This is a genomic window from Moraxella tarda (assembly GCF_035181405.1).
In the GTDB taxonomy this organism is placed as follows: Bacteria; Pseudomonadota; Gammaproteobacteria; order Pseudomonadales; family Moraxellaceae; genus Moraxella.
Genome location: NZ_JAYGGV010000006.1, coordinates 70,378 through 93,308 on the forward strand (window position 1 = coordinate 70,378; position 22,931 = coordinate 93,308).

At 42.4% G+C, this 22,931-nt stretch carries 21 protein-coding genes; 9 read left to right on the forward strand and 12 right to left on the reverse strand.

The window, feature by feature from the left end; translation table 11 throughout:
* Positions 1-332 precede the first annotated feature (332 nt).
* The 7 genes from U9670_RS07750 to ruvB all read right to left on the reverse strand — a co-directional run bounded on the left by U9670_RS07750 (position 333) and on the right by ruvB (position 7,815).
* Positions 333-2,345, reverse strand: a complete 2,013-nt coding sequence (locus U9670_RS07750) for a PilC/PilY family type IV pilus protein (RefSeq protein WP_323842058.1) — start codon at positions 2,343-2,345, stop codon at positions 333-335.
* 13 nt (positions 2,346-2,358) lie between these two features.
* The gene (locus tag U9670_RS07755) at positions 2,359-3,030 is read right to left on the reverse strand and encodes a hypothetical protein (protein ID WP_323842057.1); all 672 of its coding nucleotides are present in this window, start codon (positions 3,028-3,030) and stop codon (positions 2,359-2,361) included.
* 11 nt (positions 3,031-3,041) lie between these two features.
* Positions 3,042-4,046 (reverse strand): PilW family protein, encoded by a 1,005-nt coding sequence (locus U9670_RS07760; protein ID WP_323842056.1) that lies wholly within the window; start codon positions 4,044-4,046, stop codon positions 3,042-3,044.
* A 25-nt stretch (positions 4,047-4,071) separates the two neighbouring features.
* Positions 4,072-4,614, reverse strand: coding sequence for a type IV pilus modification PilV family protein (locus U9670_RS07765; RefSeq protein ID WP_323842055.1), 543 nt, complete (start codon positions 4,612-4,614; stop codon positions 4,072-4,074).
* A gap of 30 nt (positions 4,615-4,644) precedes the next feature.
* Entirely contained in the window at positions 4,645-5,409 is a 765-nt protein-coding gene (locus U9670_RS07770) for a ComF family protein (protein ID WP_323842054.1), read from the reverse strand.
* Complete coding sequence (locus U9670_RS07775) at positions 5,390-6,637, reverse strand: phospholipase A (protein WP_323842053.1); 1,248 nt, start codon at positions 6,635-6,637, stop codon at positions 5,390-5,392. The genes U9670_RS07770 and U9670_RS07775 overlap by 20 nt, the downstream gene beginning before the upstream one ends.
* 191 nt (positions 6,638-6,828) lie before the next feature.
* A complete protein-coding gene (gene ruvB / locus U9670_RS07780) occupies positions 6,829-7,815 on the reverse strand; it encodes a Holliday junction branch migration DNA helicase RuvB (protein WP_323842052.1) in 987 nt (328 codons plus the stop codon).
* 431 nt (positions 7,816-8,246) lie between these two features.
* Here ruvB and U9670_RS07785 point away from each other — a divergent pair, with 431 nt between their 5' ends.
* On the forward strand, positions 8,247-8,714 hold the full coding sequence (locus U9670_RS07785; protein ID WP_323842051.1) for an MCR_0457 family protein: 468 nt from the start codon (positions 8,247-8,249) through the stop codon (positions 8,712-8,714).
* Positions 8,715-8,880: 166 nt separating this feature from the next.
* Here U9670_RS07785 and U9670_RS07790 read toward each other — a convergent pair whose 3' ends face one another.
* The 3 genes from U9670_RS07790 to U9670_RS07800 all read right to left on the reverse strand — a co-directional run bounded on the left by U9670_RS07790 (position 8,881) and on the right by U9670_RS07800 (position 11,218).
* Positions 8,881-9,543 carry an NAD(P)H-dependent oxidoreductase gene (locus tag U9670_RS07790; protein ID WP_323842050.1) on the reverse strand — a complete coding sequence of 221 codons (663 nt, stop codon included), beginning with the start codon at positions 9,541-9,543 and terminating at the stop codon, positions 8,881-8,883.
* Positions 9,544-9,723: 180 nt separating this feature from the next.
* Positions 9,724-10,782 (reverse strand): NADH:flavin oxidoreductase/NADH oxidase, encoded by a 1,059-nt coding sequence (locus tag U9670_RS07795; RefSeq protein ID WP_323842049.1) that lies wholly within the window; start codon positions 10,780-10,782, stop codon positions 9,724-9,726.
* A 103-nt stretch (positions 10,783-10,885) separates the two neighbouring features.
* On the reverse strand, positions 10,886-11,218 hold the full coding sequence (locus tag U9670_RS07800; RefSeq protein ID WP_323842048.1) for an ArsR/SmtB family transcription factor: 333 nt from the start codon (positions 11,216-11,218) through the stop codon (positions 10,886-10,888).
* A gap of 279 nt (positions 11,219-11,497) precedes the next feature.
* On the opposite strand from U9670_RS07800, the gene U9670_RS07805 reads away from it, so the two are divergent.
* From U9670_RS07805 to U9670_RS07830, 6 genes are all read left to right on the forward strand, one after another.
* Positions 11,498-12,658, forward strand: a complete 1,161-nt coding sequence (locus U9670_RS07805) for a D-alanyl-D-alanine carboxypeptidase family protein (RefSeq protein ID WP_323842047.1) — start codon at positions 11,498-11,500, stop codon at positions 12,656-12,658.
* 144 nt (positions 12,659-12,802) lie between these two features.
* Positions 12,803-13,807 (forward strand): porphobilinogen synthase, encoded by a 1,005-nt coding sequence (hemB, locus tag U9670_RS07810; protein ID WP_323842046.1) that lies wholly within the window; start codon positions 12,803-12,805, stop codon positions 13,805-13,807.
* A 237-nt stretch (positions 13,808-14,044) separates the two neighbouring features.
* Entirely contained in the window at positions 14,045-16,378 is a 2,334-nt protein-coding gene (locus U9670_RS07815; protein ID WP_323842045.1) for an NADP-dependent malic enzyme, read from the forward strand.
* Positions 16,379-16,494: 116 nt separating this feature from the next.
* Positions 16,495-17,658 (forward strand): tRNA nucleotidyltransferase/poly(A) polymerase-related protein, encoded by a 1,164-nt coding sequence (locus tag U9670_RS07820; protein WP_323842044.1) that lies wholly within the window; start codon positions 16,495-16,497, stop codon positions 17,656-17,658.
* A gap of 13 nt (positions 17,659-17,671) precedes the next feature.
* On the forward strand, positions 17,672-18,445 hold the full coding sequence (locus U9670_RS07825; protein ID WP_323842043.1) for a pteridine reductase: 774 nt from the start codon (positions 17,672-17,674) through the stop codon (positions 18,443-18,445).
* Positions 18,446-18,807: 362 nt separating this feature from the next.
* A complete protein-coding gene (locus U9670_RS07830; RefSeq protein ID WP_323842041.1) occupies positions 18,808-20,199 on the forward strand; it encodes an APC family permease in 1,392 nt (463 codons plus the stop codon).
* 260 nt (positions 20,200-20,459) lie between these two features.
* Here the strand turns inward: U9670_RS07830 and U9670_RS07835 are convergent, their stop codons facing one another.
* Both U9670_RS07835 and ccmA read right to left on the reverse strand, forming a co-directional pair.
* Complete coding sequence (locus U9670_RS07835; protein WP_323842040.1) at positions 20,460-21,134, reverse strand: heme exporter protein CcmB; 675 nt, start codon at positions 21,132-21,134, stop codon at positions 20,460-20,462.
* Positions 21,131-21,766 carry a heme ABC exporter ATP-binding protein CcmA gene (ccmA, locus tag U9670_RS07840; RefSeq protein WP_323842039.1) on the reverse strand — a complete coding sequence of 212 codons (636 nt, stop codon included), beginning with the start codon at positions 21,764-21,766 and terminating at the stop codon, positions 21,131-21,133. The genes U9670_RS07835 and ccmA overlap by 4 nt, the downstream gene beginning before the upstream one ends.
* Before the next feature lie 142 nt (positions 21,767-21,908).
* Here ccmA and U9670_RS07845 point away from each other — a divergent pair, with 142 nt between their 5' ends.
* Positions 21,909-22,541: a type III secretion system chaperone family protein gene (locus U9670_RS07845; RefSeq protein ID WP_323842038.1), complete on the forward strand. Its 633-nt coding sequence runs from the start codon at positions 21,909-21,911 to the stop codon at positions 22,539-22,541.
* 26 nt (positions 22,542-22,567) lie between these two features.
* On the forward strand, positions 22,568-22,931 hold a 364-nt coding region (locus U9670_RS07850), incomplete at its 3' end, for an arginase family protein (RefSeq protein ID WP_501993685.1).

The following is a 22,931-nucleotide window of genomic DNA, read 5'->3' on the forward strand; positions in this document are numbered from 1 at the left end:
TTCAATTTCCTAAAAAAATAAAAAATCCAAAGGGGCTCAAACGGCATGCTCAATCTTGAGTGTATTTAAAACGATTTTTTCCGTTTTGTCCAGCCAAGTTTTGTATATTTTGTATGTATTTATATGAACTATTATTAAAGACATTACAAAGTCAATAATTTTAGCAACATAAGATAAGAACTTTACACAAAAATACAAGCTTTGCACGATTGCATGAGTTATATGGGTATTCGCTGACGCAATTCAATACAGGGTGCTTATTATATCACAATTTTAATGTTTAGAAAATCTTTCTTTATAATACTCATCAGTCAACCTAGCACCACTGAAAATCAATTACCCGTGCTACGCACATCGTACCACCTCAAAAACCGCAAATTGCGTACGATAGATACATCAAAGTTTGATTTGCCAGCATCATCGCCCTGACCACTCACACCACCATTCATCAACTGAGCATTCAGCACATTTGCACTTGGCATCAAAATCTGCCATGCCAAAGAATTGCCATCACTAGATTTGGTGGCAGTTGTAAGCCAATTACCACGAATGGTGGGCGTATTTAAAATAGTGGTATTTGCATTGTTGGTCAATAGCTGCCCTGTTTTATGGTGGGCACACACCCCAAATGGCAAACAAAACCCCTGCGATTGTACGGTCATATCATGTAAGCACTGTGGTACTTTGGCAACACTTAGGTGATATAATGCACGCACACCACGACGAGCAAAATGACGCCCACTTGGCACAACCACACCACCATTCATCAGCGTTACATTGGTATCATCATCAATATTAAGCACCCGCATCCAGCCTTTTGCTCTTGCTACAGACCCAAGCCAATAAGCTGGATTTTGAGTCTTGTCATCAATATTAATCAAATCACTGGGCGTAATGGTTGGCCGTGAATTAAGATCAATCAACCCATCATCAAAAATACCATACACATGATTCATCTTACCATTAACATCAGGCAACTGATTATTTGACGCAATACTGATGAGTGCAAAGCGTCTATTACGATTGGGATATAAAGGATAATCACGCGAATCGTACAAACTGACGATGGGCTTTTGGTAAAATCTTTGATGATTGCTGGCAAATAAATTTGTAGAAAATGCCAATAAGCCATCATTTGCAGCAAACACACGACTCACCCCACCTGTGTGCACATCAAAGCGAAAAATCTGCCCACCTAAGTCCGCTGCATAGATATGTTCAAAAACACCATCACCCTGCCTATCAATGAGCGTAACTTCCCCTGCAAAGCTGTGTTTGGCATATTCACTACCTCCTACCCATCTTTGCACCTTTTGCCCCGTCCAAGCATTGATGGCATATACCACAGCACCTTCTGCAATGCTTTTATTACAAGCTGTACCATCTTGATAACAGGTATCTGACCCGCCCCCAAACACAAAAACCGCCATCTGCTTGCCAGCTTGTCTAATATAACCCAAACTGATAGGTGCATGAATATGCGATAAATCAGGCAGCTCACTTTCTGTCAGACGGTAAAGCATTTTTGGGTGATTGGCATCAGTAACATCAAGTGCCATCAGGCCCTTATTGCTACGCCCAAAACCACCCACCGCAATCAGTTTATCTTGCCAGTTTTGACCACCATCAACACGCACTCGATACAGTCGCCATGCCGCATCAATACCACCATCACGATCATCAAAGTCTGGTAATGATAAATACGCCATCAATTGTCGGCCTGTGTTGCCATCAATTAAGCGTAACACACCCTTGGTATCCGTATAAATCAACACACCAGATTTATCATCAGTGCTTGGCGGATACATGACTGCGCCGATGCCATCATTGTTCAAGGCATTCTTAATTTTGGCAAGCTCATCATCAGTATAATCAACCAGCTGTCTTAAATGATCGTCAGTAGCATCTGTCAGCTTAACCAAATCACCATCACGCCTACCATTTTTATCCTTTAAGACCCACAGATGACGGCCTGCTGATTGATTAAGCTGACCTTGGGTACCAAAACCTTGCACCAGCTTGCCCACCGCCCAAATATCTGGACGCACCCTTGCTTGATTATTTTCATAAATCAGCTTGCCATCGGTGCTAACCATAGCACCTTGTGCCATGCGGTATTTAAGCAATGCACCCCGCCAGCTGCCATCACCTCGATAAGCCATGCCAACATAAGCATGATGTGGCATAGCCTTAACACTTGTGATGATAGGCCTATCATCAACACAAGATGATGAATGTGACGCCAGCACACTTGAACCAAATTGTTCGGCAGCAGCTGGCATGATGCCAAACATAAAAATGGCAAATGGCCAAAACATCACATCATATAATTTGTTGGGTGTCATTTTTTTCACACTGTCAATAGCCATATTGATATTCTTGCACTAACATTTGATGAGAAATACCACTCTCTTCTAGGCATGATTTGACCTGTAAAGGGTGGCTGGCACAAGGGCTATCCATTCGAGCGACTGCCAATGAATATATCGTCAAATGATAAGCCTTCAGTGCAGGTATGTTCTTACCGCCTGCGATATCATCAATATCCACACCAGACGGTAAGTATGCAAAGTCATTTAACTGCGGTACATCAGTCAGCACCAGCCACAACCAAACTTGCCCATTGCCACAGCGTGCATTGCTTGGATTTAATAACAACTTATATTGATGAAAATTTTCCAAACCCGCCGCCAAATGATAGCACAGCACGCCTATCGTTTGTGGCGAACTTTTGCTTTTGGCATGAAAGTTGTTAGCATCGTTAGTATTTTGGTTGTCAAAATTTTGTTCATGCCAAGCCATCATTTTGGCGATGATGCCATCATCAGCACTCATGAGCTGGCGAACATCGGACCGATTAAGCTGTGCAAGTGGCGTATCTGCCATGACAAAGAGCGAGTTTGTCTTACCTGTCGCAAAGGCGAGTTTGCCATCGGTGAGGCTCTGGCGAATGGCCATCGCTGATAAACTCATCACAACAAGCACCACAACGAGCACCAACAGCAGTACATAGCCACGCTCCACTTTCATCTTTTGCTCTCCTAGTCATTGATGCCTGACTGGGCATTTCTTAGCTCAATACTCATCTGATGCAGCTGTCTATCACCTTTAGGTGCGTGATTGGTCAGTCTTGCTGTTTTATCAAATATGGCAAAACTTTGTTCATTTACCCCATCATCTTTATCATTGATCAAAGATGATGAATGGGTAAGCAATGCCAAATCAATCGATACGATGGGTAACGCCAAAGTAGCATCATAGTCACCTGATGCCATCAGCTTGATGCCATCGGTAGTCTGTACACCAAATCGCACCCACATACCCTCAACATGATGAGCAATGATTTGGCCACCACCTTGCCCACCAAATCCATAGATGACATTAGCACTTTTTGTTCTTTTGGCGTCATCGTCAATGATAGCACTCATAAAACTGGTTGAGCTTTGTCCAAACCGCCTATCTCTTGTGCCATCACGAGCAATATTTTGTACAATGAATTTTGCCGAATCACAATGCAAATTCATCACACCATCATCATTTTGCACAAAATATCGCTCAATCACCACTTGACCATCTACATCAACCATTTCGCCACTTTTTAGCCGAACACGACGAGGACCCAATACCATCTCGCCCTCACAACTCCACATATCCTGAGGTGCACGATAGGTGATGGTCAGCTGATCAGATGGCAGGTTGGTATGGGCGTTTTTGATGAATCGGCTGGCAGTTAGGTAAGCAGATAAATTTTCGCCACTTTTATTTTGCCCATCAAGTTGTTTGGCATGAATCAAAATACCGCTGGGTGTCGCTTGGGTCAATACCGACCCATCAATACCAAGACCTGCCAAGCGTAAATTTGCCATCATTCCATCAAAAGCAAATACCTGCTGATTAATAGCGTCAGCAACATTTTGCTGGCTCAAAGCATTTTGCGAACTCATCACATACACCTGACCTACCATCAGCACAATCAATGCACCGATGAACAAAGCGACCATCATCTCTATCAGACTAAAACCACGCAGGTGGTGCATTGCTGTCATTTTGCCACCCCAAACACCATTAATATTAATATGTCATTGTCATACAGTGAGCATCACGATTAATTTTACCATCTGGCAAAACACAGCCATTTTTACCTTGTGTGGCTGGCGTATCTCCCCAAGCGGCAATCAATTGATATGTACCATTTTGTGAAATGGCGTTTAGACGAACGCCCTCTTTGGCAGCAAGTCTAGCGGTCCACAAAGTGCGGTATTTGATGAATTCAGTGGAGTTGCACCCTGATTGTTGACAAGACACAAAAATGGCATTGATGGCGATACGATAATCATTCATCATCTGTATGCTTGTGCCATTTGAACGATTAAGGCGACCAAACAGCTCGGCATGGATTTGCTTATCAGCATCACTGGCATTTCTTAAAACCTCAGCATGAGCCGTCATGAGCGATACCGCTGTTGTACGCATTTTGGCATCTTTGCTGGCACCATTTGCTTTGACCTGAACCATCAAAAACCCCAAAAACGCCACCGACACCAGTAGCAATGCCACCAGCATCTCAATCAAACTAAATCCTTGCTGGTTTTGCCAAAATCTCATGACTTTCATGGCGTGCCCTCATCAGATTAAATGGTGAGTTTATGAAAAGTTTTGAACGCCATGTGCAACACATACCGCCAGTAACGATATTTTAGGCACACGGCGAATGATGACGCTTGCCGCTGCTTGCAAAGTTGCCCCTGTCGTTGCTACATCATCAAATAAAATCACTCGCCTAGCAGGTGGCGTGCCATTTAATATAAATGCATCAATGACATTATTCAATCGTTGCTGGCGGCTTAGACCACGCTGACGATGAACATCATCAATACGGTCAAGTCCCTGCCACAGCGGTAGTTGCCAATGATATGATAAGGATTTGGCCAGCACCATTACAGGGTCAAAACCACGCTTGACCAAGCGTTTTTTGGTGGTTGGTATGGGTATGATGACAGTATTGTCCGCATGAGCACCGATCGGTTTTGGCAACTGCTCAATGGCATGAATCAGCAACATCAAAGACGGCAGATGCTCACTGTCTTTAAAGCGAGTCATCGCCCGATTCATAGGGTATTGATAAAAAGTAGCAAAATACAAATGAAATTGATATGATTGCTGTAATTTTTGAGGGTCTGTCTGATTAATTTGAAGTTTAATGGGTGGTAAATGCCACGACATCAATGAATGACAAGTAGCACAAAGCATGGAGGTAAAATTGCCGTTATCTGTCATAGGCTCATGACACAACACACAAAGCCCATGCCATCTTTGACTCCATTTTGCCAATGCATATGGTGGCCAATGCACCAATTTGGCACGCTCACGCCGATGACCAAACACCAACCTATAACCCCATCCAGCCATTAAGCATCACACCCACACCAATTGAGGTGGCTTCATGGTTATAATCAATGAACGACTGCCCATAACCTTGAAACAGCTGAACATAACCACTGATGCCTTTGCCAATAGGGTGGACATAGTCAAGTTGCAATGCACCCTTGCCTGTTTTTGGGTTATAACGCAAAAGCCCTGAAATACTCTTTTTGCTTTGTAATTGATATAAGAATTTAACATCACCATAGCCATAGTAATCCAGCACATCTGGATTGTCATTAGGTCGTAAGCTATTGCCTCCTTTTATGATTCGTGCCCAAAGGCGTGGCATGACGGTGAGATTTTTCCACTCCATGCCAGCCATCATATAGGCACGATTCCACGAGCGGGACCATGGATTATTCTCACCATTAGAATGATGCACCACGCCAGCACCAAGCATTCTAAGCCTTCCCCCAAATGGCAAATCTGCCAATACAGGCTGGGTCAAAAATATCTCGGGTTTATAATCATGTGCACGAAATTTTCGAGAATTTTTTTCATTATAAATTTGCCAATGTGCCATGTGCGTATAACCAAACCACAAATCGGCATTTGTACCAAACACATCTTCCATCATTTTTGATTTTAAAGACAGTTGAAACTTCAATTCAGAAGCATATTGATCATCGGTAGTATAATGCCAAGCTTTTTGAGTTGGCGTTACTGGATCACGGTTTGGCTTACCATGAAAATATATTGGCAAAATATAAACAGGATTGTGCGGACGCACACCCCACAACCCTTGCTCACCATTTTGATTTAAGTCATAGCTGATGGACAGTGGCGAATAGCGTTCAGCTTTCCATCTTTTGTCTAAGTCATTCTCGCTGGCAACAATGACATTTTCATCTTTTGTTGTATCATCGGCATCATCAGCAAAAACCAATTGCCTGTCGCCTGTAATACTTTTGATGGTTTCACTCAAAGCAATAGGCTGTTTTTGTTGCAAGATGGCTGGCGTTTTACCCACTGCAATTGCATCAAAACACCCCAAGCGAGTTGCATCAGCTGCTATCATTGCACAGTCATAAAACATCGCTTCGCCCGCTTCACGAGTTTTAATCATCAGCTCCTCTACCTGTTCGCTTGGCCGAGCTTCTTTTACCATCAGTGCCAGCCGCTGTGTATCAGCAATCTCATCTGTTGCCATGGCATTTGTGGCAATCGCAGCCGCCATGACCAGCGACCCCTTTTGGAAAATTTGATGAAACATCACTACACCCAATCTTAACTTGTTAAATATCAAATGATCTGTTGATTTTTATTCAATGCCCATGACAATGACTTTAAATCAAACCAGCTGTCATGCCCATTTTTATAATTATAATTATGGTATATTTATAGTTATAAAAATGGGCATGATTGTATGAAATGGCAAAAAAATAAAAAGAACAATAAAAAAATTTATGACAAATCCAGCCCGATTGCCCTATCAAGCAGTATCCGACCCTTTGGTGTACGCTGAATATAGCCTTGTTGAATCAGATACGGTTCAATCACATCTTCTAGTGTACCACGGTCTTCTGCCATCGCCGCTGCTATCGCTTCTACGCCCGCAGGACGACCATCAAAACGCTCAGTGAGCATGAGCAAATAACGACGGTCAAGATGATCCAAGCCCTGCTTATCCACCGATAACATATCAAGTGCAGAGCTTGCCATGTCTTTTGTAACCAAGCCATCACCTTTAACCTCAGCATAATCTCTCACTCGTCTTAATAGGCGGTTGGCAATGCGTGGCGTACCACGAGAACGCCTTGCCACTTCAACAGCCCCACCCTTATCCATTGCAATATTCATGAGTCGTGCTGCACGCTCAACAATCGTTGTCAAATCCGACACACTATAAAATTCAAGCCTTTGTACGATGCCAAATCTATCACGCAAGGGTGCCGTCAAAAGGCCTGCCCGTGTGGTCGCTGCCACAAGAGTAAATGGTGGTAAGTCAAGTTTGATTGAGCGTGCTGCAGGCCCCTCCCCAATCATGATATCAAGCTGATAATCCTCCATTGCAGGGTACAAAATCTCTTCAATGACAGGGCTCAAACGATGAATTTCATCAATAAACAATACATCGCCCTCTTCTAAATTGGTCAGCATCGCTGCCAAATCGCCCGCCCTTTCCAACACAGGACCGCTTGTCGAACGCAAATTGCCACCCATCTCTCGTGCGATGATATTTGCCAAGGTTGTCTTCCCCAAACCTGGTGGACCAAAAATCAGCGTATGGTCAAGTGCTTCACCACGCTGGCGAGCTGCTGTAATAAATACCTCCATTTGCTCACGCACCTTAGGCTGACCGATATAATCAGACAAGGTCGCAGGGCGAATGGCACGATCAAATGCGTCGTCTTTTTTTAAAGAAGGATCGATTAGGCGATTGTGGCTCATGAACAACTCATTAAAAAATTGGACGCACCATTAAGCGATACGCCACACAAATTTATTATTATAATGAATTTTCGGCAGGTTGTCGCCTGTTTCTTATTTTTATTGGTCTGATATTTTTTTAAAAATTAGGATATTAAATTCCTAAAACTCAAAATCTTAATAGTTTTTTTAATAATCGTTGAAGATGATTATAACAAAACCAAAACTGACAAAATCATTACCAATTAAAAGTCAATAATCTTGTCATTACCGCTTATTTTTCAATCGGTTATCAAAAAATTTACAAACACAAACCTTGCAAGATTTACGCTCATGTTACTGAATTTGGCTGAAAATGAACAATAAAACAACACTTTAATTATGGTTTAGGTATGACTTTTTGGTTGTAAAGATTTATTATATACACAGTTTTGATTTTGCGTATTTTTGATATGAATAAGCTATCAACCACAAACAGCCCCAGACATTCATGTCTGCCAAGCCTGTTTTTATCATCAAATAAGACAAATAGGACGGCATTTGCCATTTTGTTGATGATGGCCTGTTTGGCAACCACAAGCCATGCCAATGCTCGATTGACCAGCGTACAGGGCAAATTTTACAAAACATCAAACAGCGAATTGGCTGTTTCGCAATACGAATTAGCTCTTGTACAAGTGCTGTTTGAAATTTGTCCGCCCATGCTCAATAACCAGCAACGCATTCAATTTGCACACGCTTATCACCAACATCTTCGTTCGTTCATGCCAACATCTACCAACCTTAACAACACTTTGCATTATCTGCACACTCAGCATAGCTATCGCTCCGCTTTACAAAATATCCGTGCATGGACAGCAACTTATTCCCCTGACCAAAACCGCAAAATTTGCCTACAATTTTCTGAGGTGTCATTTTAGCCTGAGCGATTGTCAAAGATTTAAACCAACTAAGAGCATGACAGCCTAGGCCATTCATGCTCTTAGTATTGGCTGCACCCTCGTTATTCAACACACAGAGCCAGATTTAAGTCAAATTTATTTGGGATAAATTTAGGATGGAAAGTTGGTATAAGTTACAAAAGCATCACACAACAAACTTCACAATCTCATCCAAACTTTTACGAGATTTTGGGCGAATTTCTTTGTCGCTAAACCCAAAAGTTACCATTACCGACACACCCCACTCGTTTAGGTCAAACAGCCCTTCATCTGCCAATAGTTGATTGACCGCTTTGTAATCAAAGCCCTCAATCGGACAACTGTCTATGCCTAGCATTTTAGCTCCTGTCATCATATTGCCAAGAGCGATGTAAGTTTGCTTACTTGCCCAGTCAAATAAAGCATGCTCACTATCCAAAATGGCGATGTCGTCTTTTTGAAATTTTTCATAAACCGCTAAGGCTTGTTGTTTTTTATCATCGGTCAAACCACGCCGTGCAATCACTTCATCAAAAAATGGCGTATCAAAACGGGCGTTTTTCTTTGCCAAAATTGCCACAATATGACTGGCTGTATCAAGCGTGTTTACCATACCCCACGCCACAGGCTTTAATTTTTGGCGTAATTCTTTGTTTTGTAACACCAAAAATTGCCACGGCTCAGAGCCAACCGAGCTTGGGCTTAACTGCCCAAACTGCAAAATGGCATTAAAATCGTCATCGCTGATTTGACGGTCTTTGTCATACGAGCGAGTGGACGCACGGTTTTTAAAAACTTGTAAAATATCGTTCTTGTCAAACAGTTTCATTGTTTTATCTCTTTATTGATAAATTGGTTAAATATTAAAGCCGTTAAATACGCTGTTAAGGTCTTTTGCCTGCCTAATTTGCTGACTTAAATAGTCTTTTTGCAAAATCACAAAACAAAGCCGTCCGCCTTAAAACCAACGGCTTTGTTTTAACCAAAAACATCTTAAGCGTGTCTATAATTAAGCATACCCACGCCCATAAGATTCAGGCACGCTTTGCATAGAATCGCTGTCCGCCCCCACTTGGTTGTACTGGGCGTTTAGCCACCAATGTGGATCTCGCAGCAGTCCACGCCCTACCGCCACAAGGTCGGCATCACGAGCAAGCACGCTATCGGCAAGCTGTGGATTATCCAGCATTCCTACCGCAATGACAGGGACATTTGTCGCCTCCCTAATTTTGCGTGCCAGCCCCACCTGATAGCCTGCTCCAATGGGCGGATAATTGCCTGCCACAAGCACGCCGTCGCCACCACCGCTAATGTGGAGCATATCCACCCCTGCTGACACATAGCGTTTTGCCATTTGCACACCATAATCGCTGTCATAGCCGTCTTTGCCATATTCTTGTGCTGACAGTCGCATAATGAGGGGCATATCTTTTGGCATTATTGCCTTGACCGCCTTGATGATTTTTTCGCCAAACAAAAAGCGGTCTTGACCGTACTCATCATCACGCTGATTGGATTTTGGGGACGCAAACTGATGAATCAAATAACCGTGAGCACCGTGAAGTTCAATAGCATCAAAACCTGCGTCAATCGCCCGCTTGCTTGCCGCCACAAAACCGTCAATAATCTCATCAATTTCATTAATACTTAAAGCCCTTGGGGTTTTTAAATTTTGCCCCGCAAAATCCAAATCGCCATAATGAATGGCAGAAGGGGCAACCACATCATCGCAATCTTGGGCTTTTCGTCCTGCGTGGGCGATTTGAATGGCGATTTTGGCATCATATTTATGCACGCTTGCCACGATTTTGGCAAATTCATCACGCTGATTGTCATTCCAAAGCCCCAAGCAATTAGGCGAGATACGCCCATTGGGAGCAACATTGGTCATCTCCACAATCACAAGCCCCACACCACCAATGGCACGAGCGGTATAATGTACAAAATGCCAATCGTTTGGCAGTCCGTCTGTGGCTTGGTATTGGCACATCGGTGGCATCACAATGCGGTTTTTAAGCGTTAAACCTTTGAGTGTAAATGGTTTTTGTAAATAACGAAATTTTGCCATAAGATTACCTTTTATAGTGAAATTTATATAGTGATATATAGAAAACTAGATTTAATAAGTGATACTTTGTTAATAAAAATTTGACTTAATGTAAACACTTAGCCTAACTCAAAAGGTGCGTTAATTGCCCCAAAAAATCGTGAACCGCTTGACTGTTATAACGATAATAAGTCCACTTACCAATACGCTTTGACTGAACCAAGCCAGCTTTTTTCAGGCTGTTTAAATACCCTGACACCACCGACTGAGCAAGCCCTGTTTTTTGGGTAATTTGCCCTACGCATACGCCACCGTCAAATTCATCTGGATAAGAAGTTTGATTGGGAAAATGCATTTTTGGGTCTTTGAGCCATATAAGCATATCCAGCCGATAGTCGTTGGCAAGGGCTTTAAATACTTCTGTGGCTTGTTTTGCTCGTTGGGCTGTGTCATTCATAGCGGTATTATATCTATTTTTTTAGATATGTCAATGGGGTGATACCGACTGTATTTTTATATTGTATGGCATTATTCAATATGATTGGTCAGTATTTTTTAAAAGCTCATAAAAAAAGAGCAAAAAAAATAAAAGCACACGCCATACGATGACAATCAATGACCACAATTTAAAATCCTTACAATTATTTTTTTAAAAATTCTCCCAAATGATTTAAAGCACACACAATTTTTGGTATAATTGCTCATTTTGTAATTTGATGCCATTAATGTGATGTTTATGATGAAACCATACTTTTTTTCACCCATTGTTCTTTTTAGTCTTACTATTTTTGGTACAAGCATCACCGCTCATGCCATCGCTCCAGCACCAGCACTGGACAACACTGCTTATATTTTGATGGACTATGACACAGGGGCAGTCTTGGCCCAAAAAAATGCCGATACACCACTCCCACCTGCATCACTCACCAAAATGATGACAAGCTACATACTTGAACAACAGCTGCTGTCTGGTGATCTAAAAGAAGACACACCCATTAAAATGAGCAAAACAGCATGGTGCCGTGGTTCTAGCACCCAATCTTGTATGTATGTGCCACTTGGTGAGGACGCTCGTGCCATTGATATCTTGCGTGGCATCATCATTCAATCAGGTAATGACGCATCGGTAGCATTTGCCGAGTACCTGTCTGGCTCTGAGACAGCGTTTGCCAGCGTGATGAACGACGAAGCAGCAAAACTTGGCATGACCAACACCACCTTTAAAAATGCCACAGGCATGCCTGCTGATGGTCATTTAGCAAGTGCCAAAGACCTAGCGACACTTGCTCGAGCCATCATCAAAAACAGCGAACAATACTACGCCATTTATGCCGAAAAAGAATTTACCTACAACAACATCAAACAGCAAAATCGCAACATTTTGCTACATACCGATCCTACCGTAGACGGACTAAAAACAGGACATACCTCTGAGGCAGGCTATCTACTTGCCGCATCATCAAATCGCAACAACTTACGCCTCATTGCCATCGTCATGGGTGCAAAAAGTATGGACGACCGAGCCAACCAAATGCGTGAGCTTTTAGGCTATGGCTATGGCAATTTTTCTAACACCATTCTTGCAACAAAAGGGCAGTCCATCGCCAAAGCTCCTGTGAAATTTGGTCAAATCAAAGAAGTTGATGCGGTGGCATTGCACGATTTAAAAGTTTTGACCAATAAAGACAACAAAGCGACACCAAGCACCATCATTCGCCTAAATGACAACATCACCGCCCCCATCAAGCAAGGTCAAGAATTGGGACAAATACTGGCAATGGTTGATGGCAAAGAAGTCGCCAAAACCCCAATAGTTGCCGCATCTGATGTGGCACAAGTAGGGCTATTTAGTCGCATTTGGCAAAGTGTGATTGATTGGTTTGCAAGCTTATTCTAAGTTTTCAAATTTTGTCAATGCTGGCAAAAACTCGTAAAAATTTGAAACAAAAAAGCCGACAATCTTAGGTTGGCTTTTTTATTTGATAAAAATTTGGTAAGATATGGCACGAATTTTAATATGTTTAATAATAAAGAGCAAAGCATGAGTAATTACACTTTCAACCGCCAATTCCCCTTAACTCGTCTACGCCGTATGCGTACCACCGATGGCATTCGTGAGATGGTTGCTGAAAGTCATCTAAAGCCTTGCCATCTGATCGCCCCTTTGTTTGTCATTGAGGGGCAAAACACAAGACAAAGCATCATGAGTATGCCCAATGTAGAACGACTTTCTATTGATTTGACCATTGATTATGTCAAACAGCTCTACCGTGAAGGCGTGCGTATGGTGGATATTTTTCCTGTCATCAATCCTACCTTAAAATCTCCAAATGGTGAAAATGCCTACCACGCTGATACACTTGCCGTGCGTGCAGTCAAAATGATTAAAGACGCTGTGCCTGAGATGATTGTCATGACCGACATTGCACTAGACCCCTACACCACGCATGGCCAAGACGGTATCATTGATGAGACAGGCTATGTGCTAAATGACATCACAACCGATGCACTCATCAAGCAAACTCTTGCTCATGCACAAGCAGGTGCTGATGTCGTCTCCCCATCAGACATGATGGACGGTCGCATTCGTGCCATGCGTGAAGTGCTTGAAGCTGATGGTCATTACAACACCGCCATCATGGCATATTCTGCTAAATACGCTTCAGCCTACTACGGACCGTTCCGTGATGCCGTTGGCAGCTCTGGCAATTTAAAAGGGCATAAAAAACAATACCAAATGGACCCTGCCAATCGAGCTGAGGCTCTGCACGAAGTTGCCTTAGACATTGCAGAAGGGGCGGATATGGTGATGGTAAAACCTGGACAACCCTATCTTGACATCGTGCGTGAAGTCAAAGACAACTTTGGTGTGCCCACTTTTGCCTATCAAGTTTCTGGTGAATATGCCATGCACATGGCAGCAATACAAAATGGCTGGCTGACCGAAGCGGTCATTTTAGAAAGCCTGATCGGTTTTCGCCGAGCAGGTTGTGATGGTATCTTGACTTACTTTGCCCTAAAAGCAAGCAGAATGTTAAATGATTAAAATGTAAAATACAAACCCCTTAATAAACAATCAACCAAACCGCTTTTTTGGAGGTGGTTTGGACCTTACCATCATCTTTTTATACCTAATTTTTTTATTATCCACTTAAAAACACGCACCAATCAAACCTAGCACCGACCCCAAAATCATGTTAGAATAGGATAACTTTTTTTAATCAAAGACTTTTGGCGTCAATTTAGCCCATTTGGTCTTATTCTTCACCTAACGGTACTTCTCATGACACAAGTTTCAAACCAACAAAAAACAGATGATACAGCTTTTCAATCTGATATTGATGCTCAGCGTCAGCAATTTGAGCAAAACGCCCTACATTATCACGAACACCCCAGACCTGGCAAAATTTCTGTAACTCCCACCAAACAAATTGCCAACCAGCGAGATTTGGCACTTGCCTATTCGCCAGGGGTTGCTGTACCTTGTCTTGAAATTGAAAAAGACCCCAAACTTGCCGCCAAATACACCGCTCGTAGCAACCTTGTTGGTGTCATTACCAATGGTACAGCTGTGCTTGGCTTGGGCAATATTGGTGCATTGGCGTCTAAACCTGTCATGGAAGGTAAAGGCGTCTTGTTTAAAAAATTTGCTGGCATTGATGTATTTGACATAGAAATCAGCGAAACCGATCCAGATAAATTCATTGAGACAGTCGCAAGTTTGGAACCAACCTTTGGTGGCATTAACCTAGAAGACATCAAAGCACCAGAATGCTTTCATATTGAGCGTGAACTTCGTCGTCGCATGAATATTCCTGTGTTTCATGACGATCAACACGGCACAGCGATCATCTCGGCAGCAGCCTTGCTGAATGCTTTGCAATTAAATGGTAAAAAAATTGATGAAATCACCTTAGTATGCTCGGGTGCAGGTGCAGCCGCCATCTCATGCCTTGATTTGGCTGTCGCTCTTGGTGTCAAAAAAGAAAATATCTATGTACTAGATTCCAAAGGCGTAGTAACCACCGCTCGTAAAAACCTTGATGAGTCCAAGGCTCGTTTTGCTCGTGATACCGATAAAACCACACTGGCGGAGGTCATGGTGGGTGCTGATGTATTCTTGGGTCTATCAGGGCCAGGCGTGGTATCGCAAGACATGGTACGCTCAATGGCCAAAGACCCAATCATCTTTGCATTAGCCAACCCAACCCCAGAAATCATGCCAGAGCTTGCTCATGCGGTGCGTTCAGATGTCATCATGGCAACAGGTCGCTCGGACTACCCCAATCAAGTCAATAATGCCCTATGCTTTCCTTACATTTTCCGTGGTGCACTTGATGTAGGGGCAACGGTTGTCAACGAGGAAATGAAGCTGGCTTGCGTACACGCAATTGCGGCCATGGCACACACCGAATCAGCCGACCTAGATGCCGATGGCAAATCTGCCAAATCCTTTGGCCGAGATTACCTGATTCCTGGACCGCTAGAACCAAATCTCATCTTAGAAATCGCTCCTGCTGTGGCAAAAGCAGCGATGAGCACTGGTGTAGCGACTTTGCCAATTGAAGATTTTAATGCCTATCGTCAAAAGCTGTCTGAATTTGTGTACAATACCGCCCTTGCGATGAAGCCTGTTTTCAATAAGGCCAAGCATGATCCCAAACGCATTGTTTACGCTGAAGGTGAGGACATAAATGTTCTGCGTGCAGTACAAGTCGTTGTGGACGAACAGATTGCCAAACCAATTCTCATTGGCCGACCCAATGTCATCAATGATGAGATTAAATCATTAGGTCTTCGCTTGGTTGATGGCAAAAACATCACCATCATCGATCCAAACAACAACCCACGCTATGATGCTTATTGCGAACATTATTACAAAGAAAACCAAAGAAACGGGGTCAGTCTTGAGCTTGCACGCCGTGATGTGCGTCGCAAAACCACCCTGCATGCCTCTCTTATGGTAGAGCTTGGTGATGCTGATGGTCTGATTTGTGGCACATTTGGCTTTTATCATTTGCACCTAAAATACTTAAACCAAGTCATTGGCAAGCGTGATGGCGTTACTAATTTTTATGCCATGAATGCCGTACTCATGCAAAACCGTAACCTATTCATCGCTGACACCTATATCAACGATGAGCCAACAGCAGAAGAATTGGCAGAGATGACCGTCATGGCAGCAGCGACTGTGCGTCGTTTTGGCATCACGCCACGGGTTGCTCTTTTATCGCACTCCAACTTTGGCACATCAGACAAAGAATCAGCGATTAAAATGCGTAAAGTTCATGACATTTTAATCAAAATGAAAGTGGACTTTGAGTTTGATGGTGAAATGCACGGTGATGTGGCATTAGATGAGCGTATGCGTCAGCAAAACTACCCATTTAGCACGCTCACAGGTTCGGCAAACTTGCTGATTTTACCAACCTTAGATGCCGCAAACATTGCCTTTAATCTGCTAAAAACTGCCACAGGTTCGGCAGCACTTGGTCCTATTTTACTGGGTGCAGACAAACCTGTACACATCTTGACACCATCAGCCACTGCGCGTCGTATTGTTAACATGACTGCATTGGCCGTAACTGATGTACAAGACGCCCAAAAAACCAACTGATTTATTCATGGTTTTTTATTCATGTTTTTTTACAAGGACCCTTTCCATAGGGTCTTTTTTTTATGTCAAAAAAACAGTACAATCAAATAAATTCTTAACATCATAAAAAAAATGCGATGAAAGTATATTTGGTTGGCGGTGCAGTACGAGATGGCTTATTGGGACTACCTGTTTACGACAAGGATTTTGTTGTCGTGGGTTTAGATTCTGATGAGATGAAACAACTGGGCTTTGCTCAAGTTGGAGTAGATTTTCCTGTATTTTTACACCCCAATACCCATTTTGAATACGCCCTTGCCAGAGTTGAGCGAAAAAATGGGGAGGGCCATCAAGGCTTTATCACCCAAACAAAGGGGGTTACATTGGCCGATGATTTATTAAGACGAGACCTAACCATTAATGCCCTTGCCATTGAAGTTGGTGGATTATTTGATGAAACACCAACCACAGGACAAGTCATAGATTTTTATGGCGGCATACAAGACCTACGCAACAAAACCTTGCGACACATTTCAGAGGCATTTGGCGAAGACCCTCTTCGTATTTTAAGAACAGTGCGGTTTTTGGCAAGATTTTATAATTTAGGCTTTAAAATTGCCAGCGAAACCATACAGCTCATGCAAAGCATGGCAAAAAACGGCGAGCTATCACATTTAAGCCGTGAACGCCTATGGACAGAAAGCGTCAAAGCCATGGAAAATGGCACAGCACATTATTATTGGCAACACTTAAAAGAGCTTGAAATCTTGGCGTATTTTTTGACCCAATTAGATGAATGCTGGCAAAACCAAATGACTTTTGATACAGTCATCAACCAGTTAAAACTTGCCAAACATGAGAATATTGCCGTACAATTTGCCGTTTTGTGTGGCGGTTATTTGGGCGATGAAAAATCACAAAACACACTGATTAAAACCACAGCCCACGCCCTAAATGCACCAAAATACCCCATACACATTGCCCAACTATTGAGTGAGTTTTATCAAATTTTTAACGACAAACCAAAAGCAGATGATATCATCAAATTACTAGGAAAAACCAAGGCACATCAGGGGAATACACAGGCTCTAGATGATGTCTTAACTGCCATTTTTATCACAAACAAAGACACTGCGATAAGTAAGTTGTCAGCTGATATGCTATTAAAAAATTGCATCTCTGTTTACAAAAGCATCGGTATTGACGACATCAATAAAAATTTAAAAGGTAGGGAAATTGGGCTTGCTCTGACCGCCGTAAGAGAGCAAAAAATTGACAAATTATTACAAAAACTTCAATAATAAGGGTATCATGATGAATAAAGTTGCACTCATTACAGGCGGTGCACGGCGTATTGGGCGTGCCATCAGCCAAGCTTTGCACAAGCAAGGTTTTGATGTGATTATCCATTGTCATCACAGTCAAGCAGAGGCATACAATCTGGCACATGAACTGAACAGCATTCGTCCCAACTCAGCCAAAACCATACAAGCATCGCTTAGTCTTGCAGACAATCAAGACGCCCTTTATGCTTTTAAAAATCAAGTATTAATGCAGTTTGGCAGGCTTGATTTATTGATACATAATGCATCAAGTTTTTATCCTAGTGATTTGGACGGTTGTTCATTTAGTCAGTTATATCAGCACTGGGACGATTTGTTCTTAACCAATGCCAAGGCACCGTTATTTTTAAGTCTTGCTTTTAAAGATGAGCTTGCCATCAATAATGGCAGTATTATCAGCCTACTTGACATTCATGCACGAGACAAACCCTTTGTTGGCTATCCCATTTACAATATGGCAAAGTCGGCTCACTTAGGCATGGTACAATCGCTTGCCTTGGAGCTGTCCCCCAATGTGCGTGTCAATGGCATATCACCTGGGGTCAATATTTTTCCTGATGATGATCAAAATTCATCACTAAATTCATCAACCAAAGATGCCCTTACCCAATCTGTTCCTTTGGGCAGAATTGGCACGCCAGCTGACATCGCTCAGGCAGTTGTTTTTTTAACCAGCTCATCTTACATCACAGGGCAGGTCTTGGCGGTAGATGGAGGCCGAAGTTTGACTTTAAGGGGTGGGTGATGCTAAAAAAACATCAATAAACTTGTAATGACATAAGATAATCAGAACATACAATACAAAAAAGTTACAAAATTATTGCTATTTGTGATTATTTTTTGGCAAATAAGGCTGACAAGGGGTAATTTTTGCGGTAAAATACGCCCCTTATTTTCGTTAAAAAAATACCCCAAATGATCCGTTAGGGTTTTTGGGTTTTATTTTATACAATTATTGGAGTTGATAGCTTAATCAAATCTCAAACACGCCCGATAACAGATTTTTGCAAATTTGCAATCTGCCAAAAGTAAGTTTGATAACAGTATTAGCACCCCAACGCCTTTTCTCTGTTTTGCGTTTACGCACGCTTTTTGGAGGACTCACCGTTGAGTACACCTGTTACCCCTATTGCCCAAGCCGCTAAATTACGGCGAAATCTTGGCTTATGGCACGTCATCATTATTGGTTTGGCTTATATCCAACCGATGACACTTCTTGATACTTTTGGTATGGTATCCCGTGATAGCGTGGGCCATGTACCAACTTCTTATATCTTTGCCCTGTTGGCGGTAATTTTAACATCATTCAGTTATGGTCATATGATTCGTGCCTACCCTTCATCAGGCTCGGCCTATACCTACACTCAAAAATCCATCAACCCATCTATGGGCTTTATGGTTGGTTGGTCAAGTTGGCTTGATTACCTACTATCACCGATGGTAAACATCATTCTTGCTGTACTTTATCTTGAAGCCTTATTCCCAAATGTAAACCATTGGGTGTGGGTCATTGGGCTTACAGCACTCATGACAGGCGTGAACTTATTTGGTTCGAAAGTTGTGGCATATTTTAACAGCTGGATTGTATTGGTACAGCTACTGATCATTGGCGTGTTTGTTTATTTGATCTATAGCAAGCTACAAATGGGCATTTATGCTGATGGTACGCTAGATGCTGATAAATATGCCCTATGGAGCTTAGAGCCATTTTGGAATCAGATGACCTCAGTGGGTGCATTGATTACCGGTGCTACCATCTTATGTTTCTCATTCACAGGTTTTGATTCACTATCTAGCCTTGCTGAAGAGACCAAAGATGTCAAAAACACCCTACCAAAAGCAATGGTGTTAACTTCACTCATCGCTGGTGCGGTATTCATCGCAAGTACCTATTTTATGCAAACTTTCTTCCCAAGCGAGCCATCAATCTACTTTGACGCAGTGGACGAGACACAGGCAGAAATCTTATTGTTGGTTGGTGGTTCGGCATTCCAAGCCGTCATACTTGGTTTTGCGATTGTTACCGTCATGGCATCTGGCATCTCAGCACACGCTGGCGTATCTCGTTTGATGTATGTGATGGGTCGTGATGATGTCATCAGCAAAAATATTTTTGGCAAAATTCACCCCAAATTATTCACACCTGTCAACAATATCCTTATTGCAGGTGGCGTGGCATTGACCGCAGGCTTTATCAGCTTAGAAACAGTCGTAAACTTAATCAGCTTTGGTGCTTTGACCGCATTCAGCTTTGTCAATATTTCGGTATTGTTCCACTATGTATTCCGAAATAAACAATACAACACGCCAAAGCAAATGCTAAGCTATATTGTCGTGCCTGTACTGGGCTTTATCAGTGTATTTTTAATGTGGCTAGAAGTAGATAGCATCACCTTAAAAGTTGGTCTCTTTTGGGCAGCACTTGGCTTTATCTGGCTTGGCATCAAGACAGGTGGTTTCAAAAAACCTGTGCCACAATACAAAGAAGAAGATTTGTAATATCATCCACAAACAAAAAACCTTGTCATTATTTGGCAAGGTTTTTTTATTAGATGATGAATGATGTTAATTCAAAGCAAAAAACCATTCATTTTTTTATTACAGACCAAATGGTTTTTTTGATGAGTTAGCCAATTATCTTTTGGTATAAACAGATCTATTTTGACTATTTTGGGCTAAAGCCACGCCAGTCATTCAATCGTATTAATTGACTACAAATAAAAGACTGCACATTTTTAATACATCTTATTACAGACAGTTTAATTTGACCACGCCATCTTTAAAATTTGTGCCACCACCCAAGGGGTGATGATGACTGAGATCATGCTGATTGCCCCAAGCAGAGCAAGCGTTGGTAGGCCATTAAGTCCTGTTGCATACAAATCTACCGCACCTGTTGCAAAAATCAACACAGGCAACTGCATCGGCAGAGCAACCAATGGCACAAGCACCGCCCCATTTTTTAAGCTCAAAGTCAAGCTACTGGCAATCGCAGAAAGCATGAGCATGAGCGGTGATCCAACAATAATGGACAGCATGAGCATGAGCGTCTCATTGATAGGCATATTAAATAATGGCGTAGCAAGCAAGGACAATCCTGCCACAAAGCCTGCACTAAATAGCCAATGCACAAGCAAACGCGTAAAAACCCAAACAGATAAAGATGCGCCAGATGCCACAAGCTGTGCCAGCGTGCCATTGTCCATGTCCATTTTAAATAAATCATCTACTCCCATCACCAACGACAGCAAGGTCGCAATCCACACCGCCGATGTCGCAAGGCGTAATAGCAACGCCGACTCACTACCTACAGCAAGCGGGAACAGCGTGATGATGATCAAAAAAATCATCAAGGGGAATAGCCACTGCACTGCACCTTGTCGCTTGATGTGCCATTCACGCACCAGCATGGTCTTAAAGGCATGGTTCATCATAATGCAAATCTCGCCAAATCCAACACTCTCGTCTTTATATTAATGGCCTGATGGCTGGTCATTAAAACCACCCCGCCCATATTAGCAAATTCATTGATTTGATTCTCAATGCACGCCACCATATCAACATCAAGTGCGGTTAATGGCTCATCAAGCAACCAAAAAGGTGAGTGATCAGGCGTCATAACAAACAGTCTTGCCAGCCCCACTCTACGCATTTGCCCTGCCGAAAGTTGCATACTTGACACATCATTAAGACCGTACAGACCTACCTGCTCAAGGGCAAAATTCACCAGATCACAATCAGCATTTACGCCGTACAAAGACAACAAAAAATGCAAATTTTGTGCAACCGTTAAGTTGCCACTGATGCCAAGTTGGTGAGAGATATAAACAGGGCGAACATTCTTTTGGTGGTAAATGACCCTCCCTACCATGATCGGTAAAAGCCCAGCAATCTGCGACAACAGTGTTGTTTTGCCCAATCCATTTTCACCAATCAAATGACAAACATCGCCAGCTTTTAGGGTTGCATTCACTCCCTGACACAGCACAAAATCCCCCCGTTGCACATCAACATTATCTAGTGTCACGATGTCATGCGTCATGAGCGATTGATCTAATACAGTCATTTTATCATTTTCCAAAAATATGATTCATAATACCAAAAAAACACTCATAATCAAAACCAATTTATGCGATTTTAGGCGATTTACTTTGCATAATTTCCCCCTTTGGGCTACAATTTGAAAAAATAAGACGAACTGTATTATCATGAAATTAATAGATAAGCTAAAAAACATCTTTGCCAATAATAAAACAACCTCTAACAGCGATACGCTCACCCCACCAAATAACCAACATCACAGCCCCCTAACAATGCACATCATGGCATGGCTAGATAGGCAAAATTGGCGTTATGAACACCGCAAGCCCGACAATAAAAATAAACAAACACATCACATTATTTTAAATTTTACAGACAATACATCTGACTGGACTTGTGTGTTTCGTATCAATGAAGGCAACCAGCTCATCTCAATGTTTGGCGTGCTACCTGATACCATACCGCCCAGTCATTTTGCACCCATGCTGATGAAAATCGCCCATACCAATACAAACATTGCTTTTGGTAGCCTTGAACTTGACCCCACCGATGGTGAGATACGCACCAAAATGTCAGTTGATGCCGAATTCAGCACACTCAGCGACAAATCACTTGGTTGCTATTTACAAGGAACTGCAGGCCTTGTTGAACTAGCACAGCGACTTTATGATGATGTGCTGAGCGAAGCTGAACCCAGTCCTTTTTGGCATGATTATCTGCCAGACATATCAGAATTACATGGCGATGGCACACAAGAATATGATGATGGGGTTTTTATGCCAACGCAAGTACACCAATAATTTTTTTGTATTTGACGATATCTACAATGTTTAAAGTCGCCCATCACCCCGCTTTTGCCCTAACCGTGCCAGATGGACATCGCTTTCCAATGGCAAAATATGAAATGTTGCCAAAAAAGCTGTTGGCAGATGGCATCATCACAGCTGATCAGTTGTTTACGCCAACAATGGCAAGTGTCAACGAAATTTTAACAACACACACCTTACAATATTGGCAAATGTTAGATTCTTGTACTTTACCTCCCAAAGAATGTCGCAAAATTGGCTTGCCCATGTCGCCTGACTTAATACAGCGTGAACGCTATGTCGTGGGAGCAACCATACAATGTGCTAAGTATGCTTTGGCAGACGGTATTAGTCTATCCACTTCAGGCGGTACGCACCATGCCT